Origin of the sequence: Metabacillus sp. 22489 (assembly GCF_052044855.1) — a bacterium.
GTDB classification, from domain to species: domain Bacteria; phylum Bacillota; class Bacilli; order Bacillales; family Bacillaceae; genus Metabacillus; species Metabacillus niabensis.
Genome location: NZ_JBQENT010000007.1, coordinates 27796 through 44792, shown reverse-complemented (window position 1 = coordinate 44792; position 16997 = coordinate 27796). Strand labels below are relative to the sequence as shown.

Sequence of the window (16997 nt, the reverse complement as noted above, 5' to 3'; positions counted from 1 at the left end):
AGTAGGTCAGACTTTTAACATAAAGAGTCTGGCCTTTTATTTTTGGCTCGGTACTAAAATATTGTAAAGGTTAAGGGAGGCTCACCGCCTAACCCACAAAAATAGCAACAAAGCTTACGAATACAGCTTTATTTTATATGATTCTCTAAAAATAGTGTCTAGCAATATCATAAAGCTTTTTCTAGAAATATTATCTAATTAGTGAAATTAAGTACATGATCCGTTAAAATGATAGTACACTAAAAGAAATACTGAAATCTTACAAAACGGGCTTCGTTACTCTTTTCTGTTGTTTTCAATTAGTAAGTCACTATGCACAATTGTACTAAGGGTATGCATAGCGTCTTCCTTTGATTAGCTTCTTTAGAAGTAGAAACTTTAGGCAACGCTAAGTTTACGATTGTCTGATAAATAAGATTTTCAATAAGGAAGGAAACAAAAAAGATGAAAACGGCTATTTTAACAGATAGTACCGCATATATCCCGAAGGATTTACGTGACAAACACGATATTTATATGATTCCGTTAAGCGTGATTTTTGGAGATGAGACGTACCAAGAGGAAAACGAAATGACTGCTGAACAATTTTTTGCAAAGGTGAAGGAAAGGCAGGAGCTTCCAACAACCTCACAACCACCTGTCGGAATGTTTGTTGAATTGTTTGAGAATTTGTCAAAGGAATATGATGCAGTGATTTCCATTCATCTATCAAGTGGAATTAGTGGTACATATAACGGTGCTGTAACAGCAGGGACGATGGTTGACACAATAAAGGTTTATCCATTTGATTCAGAAATTAGCTGTATGGTTCAAGGGTTTTATGCACTTGAGGCATCTGAAATGGCAAAGGCTGGCCGGACCCCTGAAGAAATACTCGAACGATTAAATGAAATGAAAAAGTCCGTAAATGCATATTTTATTGTTGATGATTTATCAAATCTCCAACGCGGTGGCCGATTAAGTGGAGCGCAAGCATTAATTGGAAGCCTATTGCAGGTAAAGCCAATTCTTCACTTTGAAGATAAAGTAATAGTTCCATTTGAGAAAATCCGTACAAAGAAAAAAGCATTAAACCGTGTATATGACTTATTTCACGAGGTTGCTGGAAATAACGAGCGAATTCGTGCCGTTGTTATCCATGCAAATCGCCCAGAAGAAGCTGCAGCAATGAAGCAAGAGCTTGAAGAAAAGTATCCGAATGTCGAATGCTTGATTAGCTATTTTGGTGCTGTAATTGGCACACACCTCGGTGAAGGTGCGATTGGTTTAGGCTGGTATAAAAAATAAGTATTAAGTTTATATTAGAAACATTCATTTTTTCATACTTCATTTTGGCGCCAAGCCCTTTGAGGTAAGGCAAGAAAGAATAGAAGGGTAAGGAGCTCCTTCCATTCTTTTCTTGTCTTATGCTTGTCGTTGCGCTTCCGCTTTTCGTATAGTACTTTCCTCCCTTATTAGGTACAATATGTAGACATGTCCAATTTTATCCTCCATAATATTTATTGAAAAGCTTGAAAGAAGGTTTGATAGAAATGTGTATGACGTCACGTCATAACTCTTGTGCAGATCATGAAGGTAAAAAAAGGACATATCGTCACTGGACAACCTTAGAGGATCGGAAGCTTTTAGAACTGCGAAACAGTGGCATGAAATTTAAGCATATTGCGACAGAACTATCTCGTACTCCGATTAGTGTAGAAAAACGTTATCGAAAAATAGTTGGTAATAATTGAGGGTGAACCATGAGATTTACAATCTACAATAAAATGTTAGCTCCCGTCTTCTCATATCACGAAGGTTTGCCGATAGCACATCTCAGTGAACTCCCACAAAATCCGACAGAACCACAATATTCCTATTCAAAACAACTACAGCAACACATGGCAGGGAAGGAATTACTCATATCAGAAATCCCATTCCCATTTGAAACAATTCTAGAACATTACTATCACGGCTATATTCAATTGAATTATGGTGTCTTCCGAAAACATAACAAGCTTTATTGTAATCGATGTGGGAACGATTCCCCATCTTTATTTGCGTCCTTTGCTTGTGCTCGATGTGGCGCAGCAAATTGTTTTTATTGTCGGAATTGCATTATGATGGGAAGAGTTAGTGAGTGTACCCCATTGTTTAGCTGGTCAGGACCTAATGATGAAGAGATGGAAAGGGTCGACTTCACATGGGACGGAAAGCTATCAAAAGGGCAAGCCGCTGCCTCAGATCGAGTCGTTCAAGCGATAAAGGAAAACAACCAGCTACTCGTATGGGCGGTATGTGGGGCAGGGAAAACAGAGGTACTGTTTAAAGGAATTGAATACGGATTACGAAATCAAAAACGAATTTGCCTTGCAACTCCACGTACAGATGTTGTACTTGAGCTAGCTCCACGATTGAAAAAGGTGTTTCCGGTGACAAAGATTTCAGCCCTTTATGGTGGAAGTGAAGAAAAGCATCAGCGTGCATCGCTTTATATATCTACAACACATCAGCTCCTTCGATTTAAAGAAGCATTTGACATCATCATTATTGATGAAGTCGATGCCTTCCCTTACTCAATAGACAAATCTCTCCAATTTGCCGTAAGTAAGTCACGAAAACAAACAAGCTCATTAATTTATTTAACTGCTACTCCATCAAAACAATTAAAAAGAGACGTTATGCAAAAGAAGCTCGACGCCGTCAAAATACCTGGTCGCTTCCATGGACATCCTTTACCAGTACCGAAATTTACATGGTGTGGTAATTGGCAAAAGCAGCTGAAAAAGGACACATTACCGGCTGTCATCCTTACTTGGATTAAAAAGCAGCTAGAGAGTAAGAAGCAAGCCTTCCTATTTGTTCCGTCTGTTTCGATTTTTGAGCAAGTAGTGACAATATGTCGTAAATTTGATTCAAGGATAGAAGGTGTCTATGCTGAAGACCCTGCCCGTAAAGAGAAGGTTCAGCGTTTTCGAAACGGAGAATTTCCGATTATCGTTACATCAACGATATTAGAACGCGGTGTGACGATTCCAAACAGCGATGTAGCTGTGCTTGGCAGTGAGGATGATATTTTTACAGAGAGTGCTCTTGTGCAAATATCAGGAAGAGTCGGCAGAAGTGCTGCTTATCCAACTGGTGACATTATCTTTTTTCATTATGGCAAAACGAAAGCGATGGTCGAGGCCAAAAAGCATATTCAACAAATGAATGACATTGTACGAAAAATGAACAATTCTGTTAAAAACTAGTATATTCCTTCAAAATCTACAATTATTATGGCATAATAGTTACTAATACTTTCATTCAAGGGGCTCTTTTAGATGATTATAAACGCGATGGAAAAAATCATGCTAGATTTATTAGATGAATATAAAGATAAGCTGCAATTAACATGTACCTGTAATGAGTGCATGGATGATATCATTGCGCTTACATTAAATAATGTTCAACCACGCTATGTTACGAACAAGGAAAAAATCATGTACATTAAGGCAAGCTATGTTGACAAGCAGGAGATGACGTCTTTAGTAGTCAAGCTCGCTGAATGTGCAAAAATTGTATCTGACCGTCCTTTATGCAAAACCTATCAAAAAAGGGTTGATGCGAATGAGATGTCTTATTTGTAAACAGGAAATTTCAGAAACTCCATCTTGGAAAAGCCTCCTCCTTTTAAATGAAATGGCAACGTGTGAGGAATGCTTTCAGCAATTCGAGAAAATTTCCGGGTCAACCTGTCCGCTTTGCCACAGACCACAGACGAATGAGCAGCCTTGTCAAGATTGTATGAAATGGCAGGAAGACAGCAATTGGCGAGACATTCTTGAGAGAAATGTTTCGATTTTTACCTATAATGAGGCAATGAAGGAGGTTCTTGCTACTTATAAATTTAGAGGAGATGCTGCATTATCAGCAGTCTTCAGGCAGGAGCTTATCGAAGCATATAACAAGTTTCTAAAACCATTTAAGCTAGACATCGCAATCCCTATCCCTCTTAGCAAGGAACGCTTGTACGAGCGGGGCTTCAATCAAGCGAAGCTTTTCGCTGACTTTCTCCCACTTCCACAGCTAGACACCCTCACGAGATCAGACGATAAAAAGCAATCAAAAAAATCACGACATGAACGATTATTATCTGAAAGTGTGTTTTCTCTTAGAGAATCCAGTAAAATAGAAAAGAAACAAATTCTCCTAGTAGATGATTTATATACAACAGGTAGTACACTACGACATGCTGCAAAAATCCTTCTGCAAAATGGCGCCGAAAAGGTTTATTCCTTAACATTAATTAGAAGCTAAAAAAAGAAGGTTTATTGCCGATATAAAGGATAGAAACGTAAGGATAGGAGAATAACAATGGGTGAATTATCAAATTGTCCGAAATGCAATACGTTATTTGTGAAAACACAATTTCGTTCCGTATGTGACGCATGTTTTAAAGAAGAAGAAAAAGCATACGAAACTGTTTATAAATTTTTACGTAAGCGTGAAAATCGCAAAGCACTTTTACATGAAGTCGTCGAAGGAACAGGGGTAGATGAAGATTTAATTTTAAAATTTATACGTAACGGAAGAATTCAATTATCTAACTTTCCTAATTTAGGATACCCATGTGAAAAATGTGGTAAATCGATTAAAGAAGGTAGAATTTGCAATAGCTGTACATCTGATATTAATGAGCAGCTACATCAGTTAGATGAGGTAGAAAAAATTAGTGAACGCAATAAATCATCAAACATTCAAACAACCTACTACTCCCAAAGTACTAAAAAATAGAAAAAGCTAAAAAATAGCAAATGAACGCCGATATATATAGTAGACAAATGGTGAGCTTAAAAGAAAGTGAGGGAAACTCATGAAAATTAATAACATTGGCTCAATGGGAGTCAATCCATATAAACGTAATTTAGAAAAAAATACAGCAGTGCAAAAATCACAAACAAAAGAAGATAAAGTAGAGATTTCCTCAAAAGCAATTAATCTGCAAGCATCAAATGAGATGACAAAAGCAAGACAAGAAAAGGTTCAAGCGATTAAAACACAATTAGAGAGCGGTAATTATACAATTGACCCAAAGGCCATTGCTAAAGGGCTACTTAATTTCTATAAGAAATAACATATAGGGGGGTAAATATTGTCAGCAGCCGAATTAATTTTATCACTAGAAAAGCTATTACAACTTCATAAAAATCTCTATCAACTTACCCTTCAAAAAACAGAAATATTAAAAAGTGAAAACATTGATGAGCTAAAGGAATTATTAAAAAAAGAGCAAATGTTTGTGAAAGCTATATCTCAGCTTGAAGATGAGCGGATTAAGCAAACTGTTGCTTTTTTAGGACGTGAAGATGAGTTATCGATGTCAGCATGTATTGAAAAAGCAACAGGTTCAGAGCAAGACAAGCTTAAAGAACTTGAGAAAGACTTTAAAGAAACAATCGATAGCTTAAAAGCAACAAATGAATTAAATAGAGAACTAGCAAAGCAAGCTATACAGCTAGTATCGATGACACTTGATATGCTTATGCCACAAGAAACAGAATTTAACTACAATAAACCAGCAAATAAACCGATCGAAAAGCAACGTCGATCTTTATTCGATTCGCAAGCTTAGGTAAGGAGAGAAAAATATGCGTTCATCATTTATGGGACTTGAAATCGCCAAACGTGGAATGTTCACACAACAAAGTGCACTTTACACAACGGGTAACAATATTTCTAATGCCAATACACCTGGGTATACACGACAACGAGTGAATTTTCAAAGTACTGAACCGTATCCGTCACTGGGCGTTAACGCGCCAACAATTCCTGGTCAAATGGGGACAGGTGTTGAAGCTGGTAGCGTACAACGTATTCGTGATAGCTTTTTAGATGTCCAATACCGCTCGGAAAACAACAAAATGGGCTATTGGGAGACTAGAGCTGACGCTTTAAAGAAAATGGAAGAGATTATGAATGAGCCATCTGACACAGGTTTGTCAGCAACAATGGATCAGTTCTGGCAGTCATTACAGGATTTAGCTGTAAACCCTACAAATTCAGGAGCTCGCGCAGTAGTCCGTGAACGTGGAATTGCTGTTGCGAATACATTTCAATATTTATCGACATCATTAAAGTCTGTGCAATCTGACTTGAAAAGTGAGTTAAATATTTCAGTGGATGAAATAAATTCAATAGCAAACCAGCTAAACAACATTAATAAGCAAATCGCTAGCATTGAGCCAAATGGCTATTTACCAAATGATTTATATGATGAACGAGATGTCTTATTAGATAAGCTATCATCGTTAGCAAATGTGAAGATATCTTATGATAAGAGCGGTGGGAATTCATTAGATATTGCAGAAGGATCTGTTACCGTTCAAATCGTTGATGACAATGGAAACTCTCTTGGTACTTTAGTAGATGGTAAGGCGCAAACGGTTAGCGAGGTTTCCGTACAATATCATAATGATAATGGATTAGTCGAATCAGTTAAGATTGGGAACGGGGATTCAATCAATGTTTTGGACTTTAATAGCTCAGGTAAGATTAGTAGTTTAATTGATTCATATGGATATACGTATACCGAAAATGGGGAAGCTGTTGAAGTAGGACTTTATCCAGAAATGCTAGATAATCTAGATAAAATGGCCTATAGCTTTGCGAAGGAATTTAATAGTGTCCATAGTGCAGGCTGGAGCCTATCGAATTTTGATGAGAACAATAATCCAACAGCACACACTAATATTAATTTCTTTTCATTTGGTGTAAATGCAGCAGGTGAAGACCAATATTTATCAGATGAAGACTATAAAGGTGCAGCTAGTCTCATTCAAATTACAACAGATATTAAAGAATCGACAAATAATATCGCAGCTTCCTTTGCAGAAGAAGGTCAAACTGCTGAGGTTGGTAATGGGAGCAATGCGATAAAGCTCGCCGAAGTTAAAAATAAAACGCTCAATATTGACGGAACAAAAACAACGATTCAAGAATTTTATGAGGGCGTTATCGGTGGTATGGCGGTCGATGCACAGCAGGCGGAAAGACTCACTGCGAATAGTAACGTATTACGTGATTCTGTTGAGCAAAGAAGACAATCTGTTAGTGCAGTATCGTTAGATGAAGAAATGACGAATATGATTCAATTCCAACATGCATATAATGCTGCGGCAAAGATGATTTCTTTACAGGATGAGCTTTTAGATACAATTATTAATAAAATGGGAATCTAATAGGTAGGTGAAAGAAAATGCGAGTAACACAAAGTATGTTAGCGAGTAACTCATTACGAAATTTAAGTAAAAGTTATTCGAATATGGGAAAATATCAAGACCAATTAGCAACAGGGAAAAAAATCAGCCGACCATCAGACGATCCAGTCGTAGCGATAAAGGGTATGTTCTACAGAACAAACTTGACTGAGGTTGAACAGTATAAGCGTAATCTTAATGAGGCATATACATGGATGGAAAATTCCGAAGCAGGGATTGAACAGGCTACTCAGGTTATCCAACGTATACGTGAACTAACGGTACAGGCTAATAACAGCACAAATAGTCCAGAGGATTTAAAGGCAATCGGTGTAGAGATTGCTCAATTAAAAGAGGATTTAATGGGAGTTGCTAATACCCAAGTTGCCGGGAATTATATTTTTAATGGTACGCAGACGAAAAACCCGCCGATCCCTTTAGATGCAAATGGTAATCCGGATTTTTCGCAAATAAACTCAACAGCTTATAATATTGAGGTATCAAAGGGTGTTCAATTAAAGGTAAATGTCGATGCGAATAATGTATTCAGCCAAGAACTTTTTGATACATTATCAGCGTTAGAAACAAATTTATTAGACGGAGAAGGCACGCTTGAAAACGGTGATGAGCTTCTTGCGGATTTAGACAAGCATATCGATTCCATGCTAGCAGAGCGTTCTGAGCTTGGTGCACGTTATAATCGTCTTGAACTTGTAGATAGTCGCCTAAGTGACCAAGAGGTTATTGCAAATCGTATTTTATCTGACAATGAGGATGCTGATATTGAACGAGTGATAACAGATTTGACTATTCAAGAAAGCATTCATCGTGCTTCATTATCTGTTGGAGCTAGAATTATTCAACCTTCTTTAATCGACTTTTTAAGATAAGCTATCTATCAAATAGATAGCTTTTTTACTAGGAGTGGTCAAATGAGAATTCCGCAAATCCGACTTGAAAGTACAAATGCACAAATTGGGATTAAAACAACAAATGCAGTAAATAATATCAGTCAACCTAAAGCAGATCTATCAATCGAACAACCTAAGGCAGATATGACAATAAACACAACTCCTTCAAAACTAACAATCGATCAAACACAGGCAAGAGCGGACGTTGATTTAAAATCAATTTTTCGAAGAACAGAGGAATTTGCACAAATCGGTTATCAGGACTTGCTTGCAGGAATAGCCCGACGCACCCAACAAGGTGCAGAGCTGATGAAAATAGAAAACCGCTCAAATCCAATTCCGAGTCAGGCAAAGCAAAATAGTGTAAAGCCATGGAAGGAATTTGGACTAGGTTTTATTCCATCTGCGGGAAGTGTGAAGATTCAATATGACCCAGCTAAGGTAAATATTGAAATAGAGCCTAATAAACCAATCATTAATGTGAAGGTCAATAAACCGATTTATGACTATGAGCCTGGTAAGGTTAATATTTATCTTGAAAGAAGAAACGATCTAAAAATAGATGTTGAAATGATTGATATAAAGGCATAATAGAAAGAAGGATGGTGACATATGGAAATACAAACGAAATATCATGGAGCTATCGAGGTAGAACAAAATGAGTTCATTCACTTTGAGCAAGGAATACCGGGATTCCTGGACGAAAAGGAATTTGTTTTTTTACCTCTAGATGATAAGGGACAATTATTGATTATGCAATCAACGAAAACCTCTGAGCTTGGCTTTGTTGTAACGAATCCATTTGAATTTTTTAAAGAATATGAGTTTGAATTATCAGACCAAGATAAAGAGTCGCTAAAGGTAGAAAAGGAAACAGACATTCAAGTGTTCACAATTTTAACTGTTAAGGAACCATTTGCAGAAACGACAGCAAATTTACTAGCACCATTAGTGATTAATATCGGAACAAAATTAGCAAAACAAGTCATTTTAACAGATACAGCGTACACAACAAAGGATAAAATCATTGAAAATGCTATCCAAAAGTAGGAGGTGGAAGCTTTGCTTGTATTGACGAGAAAAACCGGTGAAGCAATTCAAATAGGCGGAGAGATTGAAATTACGGTTCTTTCTGTACACGGTGATCAAATTAAATTAGGTATCAATGCCCCAAAGCATATTGAAATACATCGGAAAGAAATTTACGTAAGTATCCAAGAATCAAATAATGAAGCAGCTTCCATTAGTGAAAAATTAATAAGTAATTTAAAAGCAAGTAAAATAGACCTCTAAGAAGTGAAATAGGGGGTCTATTTTTTTGTGTTCGTAAAGCTTTTGGGTTGAGAGGCTTTCTAGACTTCACTAGAAGAATGAGAAAGACTGCTTGTAAGGGAAAAGCATTTACTAGAGGAGGCTCCTAATAGAACGCATCTAAACGATAACGGAAAGCACCAACCTATGGGGAAAACCGAATGTTTCTTCAAATAGTAAAGGAAATAATTGGACATAAAAAAACATATAAAACTTTTAAAAAAACTATTAAATAATTAAAAACCATGTCGATAATATTAGTGTAAGGTGAAAACACAACATGGCGGCCGACAAAATGTGTTTTCACTTGAAAAATATCTATTCATTCACAAGGATGTGAATGAGCCTAAATTCAAGGAGGAAAAACAAAATGAGAATTAATCACAATATCGCAGCTTTAAACACATACCGTCAATTAACTGCTGCAAACAACGGACAATCTAAATCAATGGAGAAATTATCTTCAGGTCTTCGCATCAACCGTGCTGGCGACGATGCAGCAGGTCTTGCAATTTCTGAAAAAATGCGTGGTCAAATCCGCGGTTTAGAAATGGCTGGAAAGAACTCTCAAGATGGTATCTCTTTAATCCAAACTGCTGAAGGTGCTTTAAACGAAACACATGCAATCCTTCAACGTATGCGTGAACTAGCAGTTCAAGGTGGTAACGATACTAACGTTACAGCTGACCGTACTGCTATCCAAGACGAGTTAAACCAATTAATGTCTGAGATCGACAGAATCGCTGATACTACTGAGTTCAACACTCAAAACCTATTAGGCGGAAACTTCTCTGGTACTTTACAAATTGGTGCTAACGAAGGACAAGTAATTAACATTACTATTTCTTCTATGGATACTACAGGTTTATCATTAAATACAACAAATGTATCAGTTGGTACAAATGCATTAGCAAGTTCTTCTATCAGCCAAATCGATGCTGCGATTGAATTAGTATCACAACAACGTTCTAAGCTTGGTGCAGTTCAAAACCGTTTAGAGCACACTATCAATAACTTAGGTGCTTCTCAAGAAAACTTAACAGCTGCTGAGTCTCGTGTACGTGACGTTGACATGGCTAGCGAAATGATGTCTCAAACTAAGAACTCAATCCTTGCTCAAGCTGCTCAAGCAATGCTTGCTCAAGCTAACCAACAACCACAAGGTGTTCTTCAATTACTTCGTTAATCATTAACAGTAGTAATCTCAAAGAAATATCGTGCTGTATTTTATGGCACGATATTTTTATTGGGTTTACTACTTCTAGGAGGAAACAGAAATGAAACCATTTATATCTTTATGTATGATCGTAAAAAATGAAGAGAAAGTGATAGAACGTTGTCTTTCTTCAATAGCTCATTTAGTTGATGAAGTAGTAGTTGTTGATACTGGATCTACTGATAAGACAAAGGAAATTGTCTCAAAATATACATCTAATATTTATGATTTTGAATGGGTAGATGATTTCTCTATTGCTCGTAATTTTGCAGCTTCAAAAGCAACAGGAAAATGGATTTTGGTACTTGATGCGGATGAATATGTAGATGAAGAGAATTTTAAAAGCTTTACTTTAGAATTAAAAAATGATAGCGATCAGTACGATGCTTATTATGCAAAAATACTAAACTTCTCAGGGAATTTTGGTGAAGCATTGGTTCAAAACTATCATGATAGAATATATAAAAATAATGGAAAGATCAGCTATTATCGTAAAATTCATGAACAGTTTCGACATAATGAAGGCTTAGAATTAAGTTATAAAAATTCAAATTTATTAATTTTTCACTCTGGATACTTGAAGCACACTGTTAGTGAAAAAGATAAAAATACTCGAAATAAAAAGCTTATAGATATTGAGATGCAAAGTGATAATAAAAATGCCTTTGACTATTTTAATCTTGGGAATGAATATTCCTCTATAGGTGAAACAAATAAAGCACTTGAGGCTTATATCGAAGCATATAAACAAAAGTCTGACTTTAGATTATCATGGGTATCAACGACGTTAATACAAATAATTATATGTTTAATCCAATTAAAAAGATATAATGATGCATTAAACGTAATAAGTGATGCAGAAACAATTTATGAGAATTCTCCAGAGTTCCTTTACCTAAAAGGTGAAGTATTTTATTTAAGAGGTCAAATGGAAGATGCTAAGGCAGCATTTTTAGAAATAGTAAATAACTCGGCGAGATACAATCACATTATTTTTAGACCTGATTTAAAAGACCAAAAGCCTCATAGCCGTTTAGGGGAAATTTTCCTTTATGAAGAGGATTATCAAAACGCAATTTTTCACTATACTAGTGTGTTAAATATAAACAAGCATAATGAAGAATCAATAAATAAAGTTATTTTTATATTGAATAAATTTCACTCTATAACAGAAATAAAAGAGTTTTTATATAGAAGTGAACTAATAAATGAAAATAATATAAGACAATATGTTCGGGCATGTTTTGAAATTGGAAATTTTGATTTAGCCTTATCTATTTTAGTGGAAGTTAAGGAAGAAAATAACTTATTATACCAGGTCGGATTATTAAAGAAAATAGCTGTAGAAAAGCAAGGGGATCTAGCAGAAATACAAGATATTCTTGAGGAAACTACTGCAATGGATCTTATAAAATCAAATTGGATTAATATTATCGATTTATATTTATTAAGAGACATCATTCAGGAGGATACTCGTATTGCAAGTTTAATGGAACAGCTTAAGGGTGAAGTTTCATTAAATACTCTTATAAAACTAATAAATGAAGAGACTCATAGTGAGAATATTGATAATGATTTATATTTAACTGCTTTTCAAATTCTTATGAATTATAAACAATATGCACTATGTACAAAATTTTTAAATCATATTAATTCAATAGAACCGGATGAACAGGGGAAAGTAGCGAGAATATTATTTACAAATGGATTTAAAGTTGAGGCACTTCAATTATATGAAAAAATTGATTGGAGTTATTTAAAAGAACAAGACTTTGTGAACATCATAAATAGTCTTATTCAAACAAATGCGCATGATAATGCAGTTGAAGTATCTAAGTATGCAAATGTTTTATATCCAGATGATTTTAGATTTCATCATCAATTAATAAATATTAAAAGATAACCTGACTATTTCAACATACCTTTTAGGAAGCGAAGCCAATGATCCATTCAATCATTGGCTTTATTTGGATATGCGGATAAATATAGGGGAGAGGTACCGGTTGTGAAAATATCATTAGCGATGATAGTCAAAAATGAAGAAAAAAATATTGCTAGATGTTTACAGAGTGTTAAAGATTTAGTTGACGAAATTGTAATTGTTGATACAGGCTCCACTGACAATACAATAAATATCATTAGAGAACATCAAAATGTAAATCTATATCATTATGAGTGGTGTGATGATTTTTCTTCTGCTCGAAATTATTCAATAGAGAAAACAACAGGTGATTATATTTTAGTTCTAGATGCTGACGAATATATTATTTCTGGAACTAGAAATGATCTGGATTTGATCATGAGTCAAAATGCTATCGGGAGAATTTTAGTTTACAGTGATTTTAAAAAAGAAAATCAAGATTTATGTTCTAAAAATTATATTTCAAGATTTTTTCCGAAGGATGTCCAATTTACAGGAATCATCCACGAGCAACTTAATAGTAAGCTTCCAAGAGTAAAGATGAATTTAAAAGTAAAGCATAGTGGCTATTATAATACAAAAAAAGGCGAAAGAAATATTCCTTTACTTATTAAGGCAGTACAAAGGAATCCCCTTGATCCTTACTATCTTTTTCAATTAGGAAGAGAATTACGAATAAGTGAAAAATATTTAGAATCGTTTAATTTCCTTATTAGATCTTATAAATTAATTAATCAGAATGAATCTTACTATGGTGAACTTGTAGTAGAATTAATCAATTGTGGGAAAGAGTGTGGAAAAGAAGAAGTATTGGAAGTGATTAAGCAAAATGAGAATCTATTAAATAATGTTTCGGATTTTCATTTTGCTAAAGGATTGTATTTTTTAAATTATTGTTTTCAATTTCCAACAAAGGCACAATTATATATTCAAAATATTGAAAGTAGTTTTTTAACGTGTTTGTTATTAAACGATAAGGTACATGTTGAATATTTAGAAGGAACAAGTACCTTTTTACCTGCTTATAATCTAGGTGTTTATTATGAAGTAAATGGAGAGAGAAATAAAGCACTAGAATTTTATAAATTATCGTCACATTATGGATATCGTTTGGCTGATAAACGTATTAAGGAATTATGTAGCTGAGGGGGCAAAAGATATGTCTGGACAAAATGAGCTTGAAATATATAAAAAAAATATAAAAAAGCAAATTCAAGAGTATATAAATTTAAATAAGCTTAAGGAAGCGGAATTACTGATTTCGCAATACGAGGATATTATTCAAGGTGACGTAGAGATTTATCAAGCAAAGTCAATAATTTATATACAGGAAGGTAAATTAGAGCTTGCTGAAAAGGTTTTAAAGGATGCTATTCATATTGATAATTATAATAGTGATACATTTTTTAATTTAGCTACATTATTCCAAATAAATAATAACTTGGAGGAAGCTATTAAATATTTTAAATTGGCAAAAGAAAATAGCATTGATGAGTTACAGAAAGTGGAAATTGACGGAATTCTTAGCGACTTATTAGCAAAGCAACCTACAACATCTACTGAAATGAAGACTGTAGAAAATAAGAAGGTACTGATTATAGCTCATATTTTCCCCCCAATCGGTGGATCAGGTGTACAGAGAACGTTGAAATTTGTTAAATATTTAAGCTCCTTTGGATGGGAGCCAATCGTTGTGACGGCTGGAAAAACAAATTATCCTTTAATCGACGAGAGTTTATTATCTGAAATTCCACATGGTACTAGAGTCATTCGAATCGATGAGGATAATAAATTAGATTCAACAATTGTTTCAGAAATTCATTCCATTATTGAAAAAATGAAGGTGAATAAGGATTTATTCACTTCATATAGAACATTTACATTAGCAAATCTAGAAGCAATTCAAATTCCAGATCAATATATTTTTTGGGCTAATAAAGTGTTGAAAGAAATTCATCAATTTATTGACGTTTCGGAAATTGATTTAATTTATACAACTTCAGGACCTTATTCAGACCATGTGATTGGCTATCATTTAAAGGATGAATTTCAAAAGCCTTGGATAGCGGATTTTAGAGATGAATGGACTAATAATCCATATGCTGACCCAGATAAAAATAGTCTATATTATAAAATGGCTTTTGAACTTGAAAAAAGAATTGTAAACACTGCTGATAAAGTAGTTACTGTAACACCAAAGTCTAAAGAAAATTATCAAAATACCTTTAATTTGGATGATGGAATAATTACAACAATCACTAATGGATATGATGAAGATGACTTTAAAGAAATTCATTTCACTAAATCAAGAAATGAAAAATTCACCATTATTCACAATGGATTATTATATGGAATAAGAACACCAGTTACTTTTATGAAAGCTTTAAACAACCTGATTCAAAATGGAAGAATAGATAAGAATAAGATAAAAGTTTATTTTTCTTGGACAAATAATGATGAAAAATGGATCAATTTTGCTAGCGAATTAGGATTAGGGCAAATTGTTGAATTTTTTGGTTATGTTCCGCATCAGGTGAGTTTACAAAAATCTGCTAATAGTGACTTACTGTTACTTATAGTTGGGCCAGGGGAAAAGAATAAGGCAACATATCCTGGTAAAATCTTCGAATATCTTAGACTTAACAAATCTATTCTCTCGTTAGCACCAACAGATGGAGTTGTTCATCAACTGATTGAAGAAACTAATCGTGGATATAATGTTGATTTTAATGACGTTGAAGGTATAGAGCAAAGTATTTTAATGGAATATAAGAAGTGGTTGAATAAGGAAAAAGCTCATTATGAGGCAAATACTAATGTGGAAAAATTTGAAAGAAAAAATTTGACAGAACAACTAAGTAATTTGTTTGATTCAACCCAGTTAAATGATAACCACAATAATTCTAAAATAGTATTTTTTTCTATTAAGAATGGTGATAAGTTCTTAAATGATATTATTCATGAATTATCGAAGGTTTATACTGTTCGAAAAATAATTGTCACGAATATATCCCAAATTGATGAAGGGATGAAATGGGCAGATATTTGTTGGTTTGAATGGTGTGATGATTTATTAGCGTATGGTAGTAATCATGGATTAGCTAAAAAGAAGAAGATAATATCCAGAGTCCATAGATATGAAGTTTTTACTAATAATCCACAAAAAGTAAACTGGATGAATGTCGATAAGTTAATTGTTGTAACAGATCACTTAGTGAAGTTATTAGAAGACCAGTTACCTGACATTAAGGAAAAAGTAGCTATAGAGACAATAAAGAATGGCGTTGATATTAACAAATATACATTTAGAGAAAATAAAGGCTATAAAATAGCATTTGTAGGTGCGATGATATACAGAAAGAATCCTTTTTTTATGTTACAAATAATGAAAAAACTGATCAGTAAAGATAGTAGATATGAACTGCATATAGCAGGTGACTTTAACGATTTACTGATAAAGAAATATTGGGATTACCAGATTAGTGAATTAGGGTTGGAAAATAATATTTTCTTTGATGGTTGGCAACATGATATTAATGAATGGTTGGAGGATAAAAGTTATATCCTTGCAACTACAATTCATGAGAGTTTTGGATATTTTATAGCTGAAGGTATGCTTAAAGGAATTAAACCAGTAATTCATAATTTTTTATATGCGAAAGAAATATGGCCAGAAAATTATCTTTTTAATACAATTGATGAAGCGGTTGAAATGATTTGCAATAATGAATATTTCGCAGAAGATTATAGAGATTTTGTGGAAAATAACTATTCACTTAGTATACAAATTGAACAGACTAGAAAATTGATAAATAGTCTTTCATAAAGCGAAATGATATCCGATAAGAGGTAATTATATTGTGTAAGTAAGGAATACGTACGGCTCCTTACTTACACAGTTTTTTATTTGATAGAATAACTAGTTCATTTGGGATAACGAAAAGAGATCAGAACTACATAGAATTAACTAATTCAAAATTATTGAACAGAATCAACATGGATATGGAAAAATTCGTGAGCACGATCACTGGATAAGTTGAAATTGCGGTTCCTCGTGATTTTGATTGTTCATTTGAACCGCAGCGGATTCCAAATTGTAAAAGGGACGTATCTTCTATCAAGGATATGTTCATTTCGATGGTATGCAAGAGGAATGTCCCAACAAAGACACCACAAAACTGTAGAAAGGGTATGCACTCTAGCCTTCGGAAAGTTACGAAAAAAATAGTGTTATTATTTTTACTAACAAAGGAATTGGAAAAGATAAGGGAGAGTGGACGCACCCAACAATAGTCCATGGGTACCTGAAGAAATATCTAGAATAACTTACTCGATTTTCTTGACAAGCCGGATACAGCCACGTGAGTATGAGCCCTACTCTCTTTACCTATACTATCTAATCATTTGCGTTATTTTTA

17 protein-coding genes are annotated in these 16997 nt (G+C 34.2%); all 17 read left to right on the top strand.

The annotated features are described in order from the left end of the window. The first annotated feature begins 444 nt into the window (after positions 1–444). The 17 genes from ACTJJ9_RS06160 to ACTJJ9_RS06080 all read left to right on the top strand — a co-directional run bounded on the left by ACTJJ9_RS06160 (position 445) and on the right by ACTJJ9_RS06080 (position 16405). Positions 445–1287, top strand: a complete 843-nt coding sequence (locus tag ACTJJ9_RS06160) for a DegV family protein (RefSeq protein WP_145581313.1) — start codon at positions 445–447, stop codon at positions 1285–1287. 245 nt (positions 1288–1532) lie between these two features. After that, positions 1533–1733: an SANT/Myb-like DNA-binding domain-containing protein gene (locus ACTJJ9_RS06155; RefSeq protein ID WP_095299747.1), complete on the top strand. Its 201-nt coding sequence runs from the start codon at positions 1533–1535 to the stop codon at positions 1731–1733. 9 nt (positions 1734–1742) lie between these two features. Continuing rightward, the gene (locus tag ACTJJ9_RS06150; RefSeq protein ID WP_440768539.1) at positions 1743–3233 is read left to right on the top strand and encodes a DEAD/DEAH box helicase; all 1491 of its coding nucleotides are present in this window, start codon (positions 1743–1745) and stop codon (positions 3231–3233) included. Between the two features lie 72 nt (positions 3234–3305). After that, a complete protein-coding gene (locus ACTJJ9_RS06145) occupies positions 3306–3611 on the top strand; it encodes a late competence development ComFB family protein (RefSeq protein ID WP_095299749.1) in 306 nt (101 codons plus the stop codon). After that, positions 3592–4281: a ComF family protein gene (locus ACTJJ9_RS06140; protein WP_186324151.1), complete on the top strand. Its 690-nt coding sequence runs from the start codon at positions 3592–3594 to the stop codon at positions 4279–4281. Before ACTJJ9_RS06145 ends, ACTJJ9_RS06140 begins: the two co-directional genes overlap by 20 nt. A 57-nt stretch (positions 4282–4338) precedes the next feature. Next, positions 4339–4758: a TIGR03826 family flagellar region protein gene (locus ACTJJ9_RS06135; protein ID WP_145581256.1), complete on the top strand. Its 420-nt coding sequence runs from the start codon at positions 4339–4341 to the stop codon at positions 4756–4758. 79 nt (positions 4759–4837) lie between these two features. Beyond that, the gene (gene flgM / locus ACTJJ9_RS06130) at positions 4838–5098 is read left to right on the top strand and encodes a flagellar biosynthesis anti-sigma factor FlgM (RefSeq protein ID WP_145581255.1); all 261 of its coding nucleotides are present in this window, start codon (positions 4838–4840) and stop codon (positions 5096–5098) included. A gap of 18 nt (positions 5099–5116) precedes the next feature. Further along, positions 5117–5596, top strand: coding sequence for a flagellar protein FlgN (locus ACTJJ9_RS06125; RefSeq protein ID WP_186324150.1), 480 nt, complete (start codon positions 5117–5119; stop codon positions 5594–5596). A 16-nt stretch (positions 5597–5612) separates the two neighbouring features. Beyond that, positions 5613–7202: a flagellar hook-associated protein FlgK gene (gene flgK, locus ACTJJ9_RS06120; protein WP_145581253.1), complete on the top strand. Its 1590-nt coding sequence runs from the start codon at positions 5613–5615 to the stop codon at positions 7200–7202. Between the two features lie 17 nt (positions 7203–7219). Then, positions 7220–8110: a flagellar hook-associated protein FlgL gene (gene flgL, locus ACTJJ9_RS06115; protein ID WP_145581252.1), complete on the top strand. Its 891-nt coding sequence runs from the start codon at positions 7220–7222 to the stop codon at positions 8108–8110. Between the two features lie 42 nt (positions 8111–8152). Beyond that, positions 8153–8722, top strand: a complete 570-nt coding sequence (locus tag ACTJJ9_RS06110) for a DUF6470 family protein (RefSeq protein WP_145581251.1) — start codon at positions 8153–8155, stop codon at positions 8720–8722. 21 nt (positions 8723–8743) lie between these two features. Continuing rightward, complete coding sequence (fliW, locus tag ACTJJ9_RS06105; RefSeq protein ID WP_145581250.1) at positions 8744–9181, top strand: flagellar assembly protein FliW; 438 nt, start codon at positions 8744–8746, stop codon at positions 9179–9181. A 12-nt stretch (positions 9182–9193) separates the two neighbouring features. Continuing rightward, positions 9194–9424: a carbon storage regulator CsrA gene (gene csrA / locus ACTJJ9_RS06100; RefSeq protein ID WP_095299758.1), complete on the top strand. Its 231-nt coding sequence runs from the start codon at positions 9194–9196 to the stop codon at positions 9422–9424. Positions 9425–9812: 388 nt separating this feature from the next. Next, positions 9813–10628, top strand: coding sequence for a flagellin Hag (gene hag / locus ACTJJ9_RS06095; protein WP_145581249.1), 816 nt, complete (start codon positions 9813–9815; stop codon positions 10626–10628). Positions 10629–10719: 91 nt separating this feature from the next. Next, positions 10720–12561, top strand: coding sequence for a glycosyltransferase family 2 protein (locus ACTJJ9_RS06090; protein WP_145581248.1), 1842 nt, complete (start codon positions 10720–10722; stop codon positions 12559–12561). Between the two features lie 102 nt (positions 12562–12663). Continuing rightward, the gene (locus ACTJJ9_RS06085) at positions 12664–13725 is read left to right on the top strand and encodes a glycosyltransferase family 2 protein (RefSeq protein ID WP_095299761.1); all 1062 of its coding nucleotides are present in this window, start codon (positions 12664–12666) and stop codon (positions 13723–13725) included. Between the two features lie 13 nt (positions 13726–13738). Further along, on the top strand, positions 13739–16405 hold the full coding sequence (locus ACTJJ9_RS06080) for a glycosyltransferase (RefSeq protein ID WP_186324149.1): 2667 nt from the start codon (positions 13739–13741) through the stop codon (positions 16403–16405). Positions 16406–16997: the final 592 nt, after the last annotated feature.

What these genes read in the sequence shown, in the direction of transcription:
- ACTJJ9_RS06145 (WP_095299749.1), top strand. Translation starts at nt 3,306, where the DNA reads ATGATTATAAACGCGATGGAAAAAATCATGCTAGATTTATTAGATGAA.
- fliW (WP_145581250.1), top strand. Translation starts at nt 8,744, where the DNA reads ATGGAAATACAAACGAAATATCATGGAGCTATCGAGGTAGAACAAAAT.
- ACTJJ9_RS06150 (WP_440768539.1), top strand. Translation starts at nt 1,743, where the DNA reads ATGAGATTTACAATCTACAATAAAATGTTAGCTCCCGTCTTCTCATAT.
- flgL (WP_145581252.1), top strand. Translation starts at nt 7,220, where the DNA reads ATGCGAGTAACACAAAGTATGTTAGCGAGTAACTCATTACGAAATTTA.
- hag (WP_145581249.1), top strand. Translation starts at nt 9,813, where the DNA reads ATGAGAATTAATCACAATATCGCAGCTTTAAACACATACCGTCAATTA.
- ACTJJ9_RS06140 (WP_186324151.1), top strand. Translation starts at nt 3,592, where the DNA reads ATGAGATGTCTTATTTGTAAACAGGAAATTTCAGAAACTCCATCTTGG.
- ACTJJ9_RS06155 (WP_095299747.1), top strand. Translation starts at nt 1,533, where the DNA reads ATGTGTATGACGTCACGTCATAACTCTTGTGCAGATCATGAAGGTAAA.
- ACTJJ9_RS06135 (WP_145581256.1), top strand. Translation starts at nt 4,339, where the DNA reads ATGGGTGAATTATCAAATTGTCCGAAATGCAATACGTTATTTGTGAAA.
- ACTJJ9_RS06110 (WP_145581251.1), top strand. Translation starts at nt 8,153, where the DNA reads ATGAGAATTCCGCAAATCCGACTTGAAAGTACAAATGCACAAATTGGG.
- flgM (WP_145581255.1), top strand. Translation starts at nt 4,838, where the DNA reads ATGAAAATTAATAACATTGGCTCAATGGGAGTCAATCCATATAAACGT.
- flgK (WP_145581253.1), top strand. Translation starts at nt 5,613, where the DNA reads ATGCGTTCATCATTTATGGGACTTGAAATCGCCAAACGTGGAATGTTC.
- ACTJJ9_RS06080 (WP_186324149.1), top strand. Translation starts at nt 13,739, where the DNA reads ATGTCTGGACAAAATGAGCTTGAAATATATAAAAAAAATATAAAAAAG.
- ACTJJ9_RS06160 (WP_145581313.1), top strand. Translation starts at nt 445, where the DNA reads ATGAAAACGGCTATTTTAACAGATAGTACCGCATATATCCCGAAGGAT.
- ACTJJ9_RS06090 (WP_145581248.1), top strand. Translation starts at nt 10,720, where the DNA reads ATGAAACCATTTATATCTTTATGTATGATCGTAAAAAATGAAGAGAAA.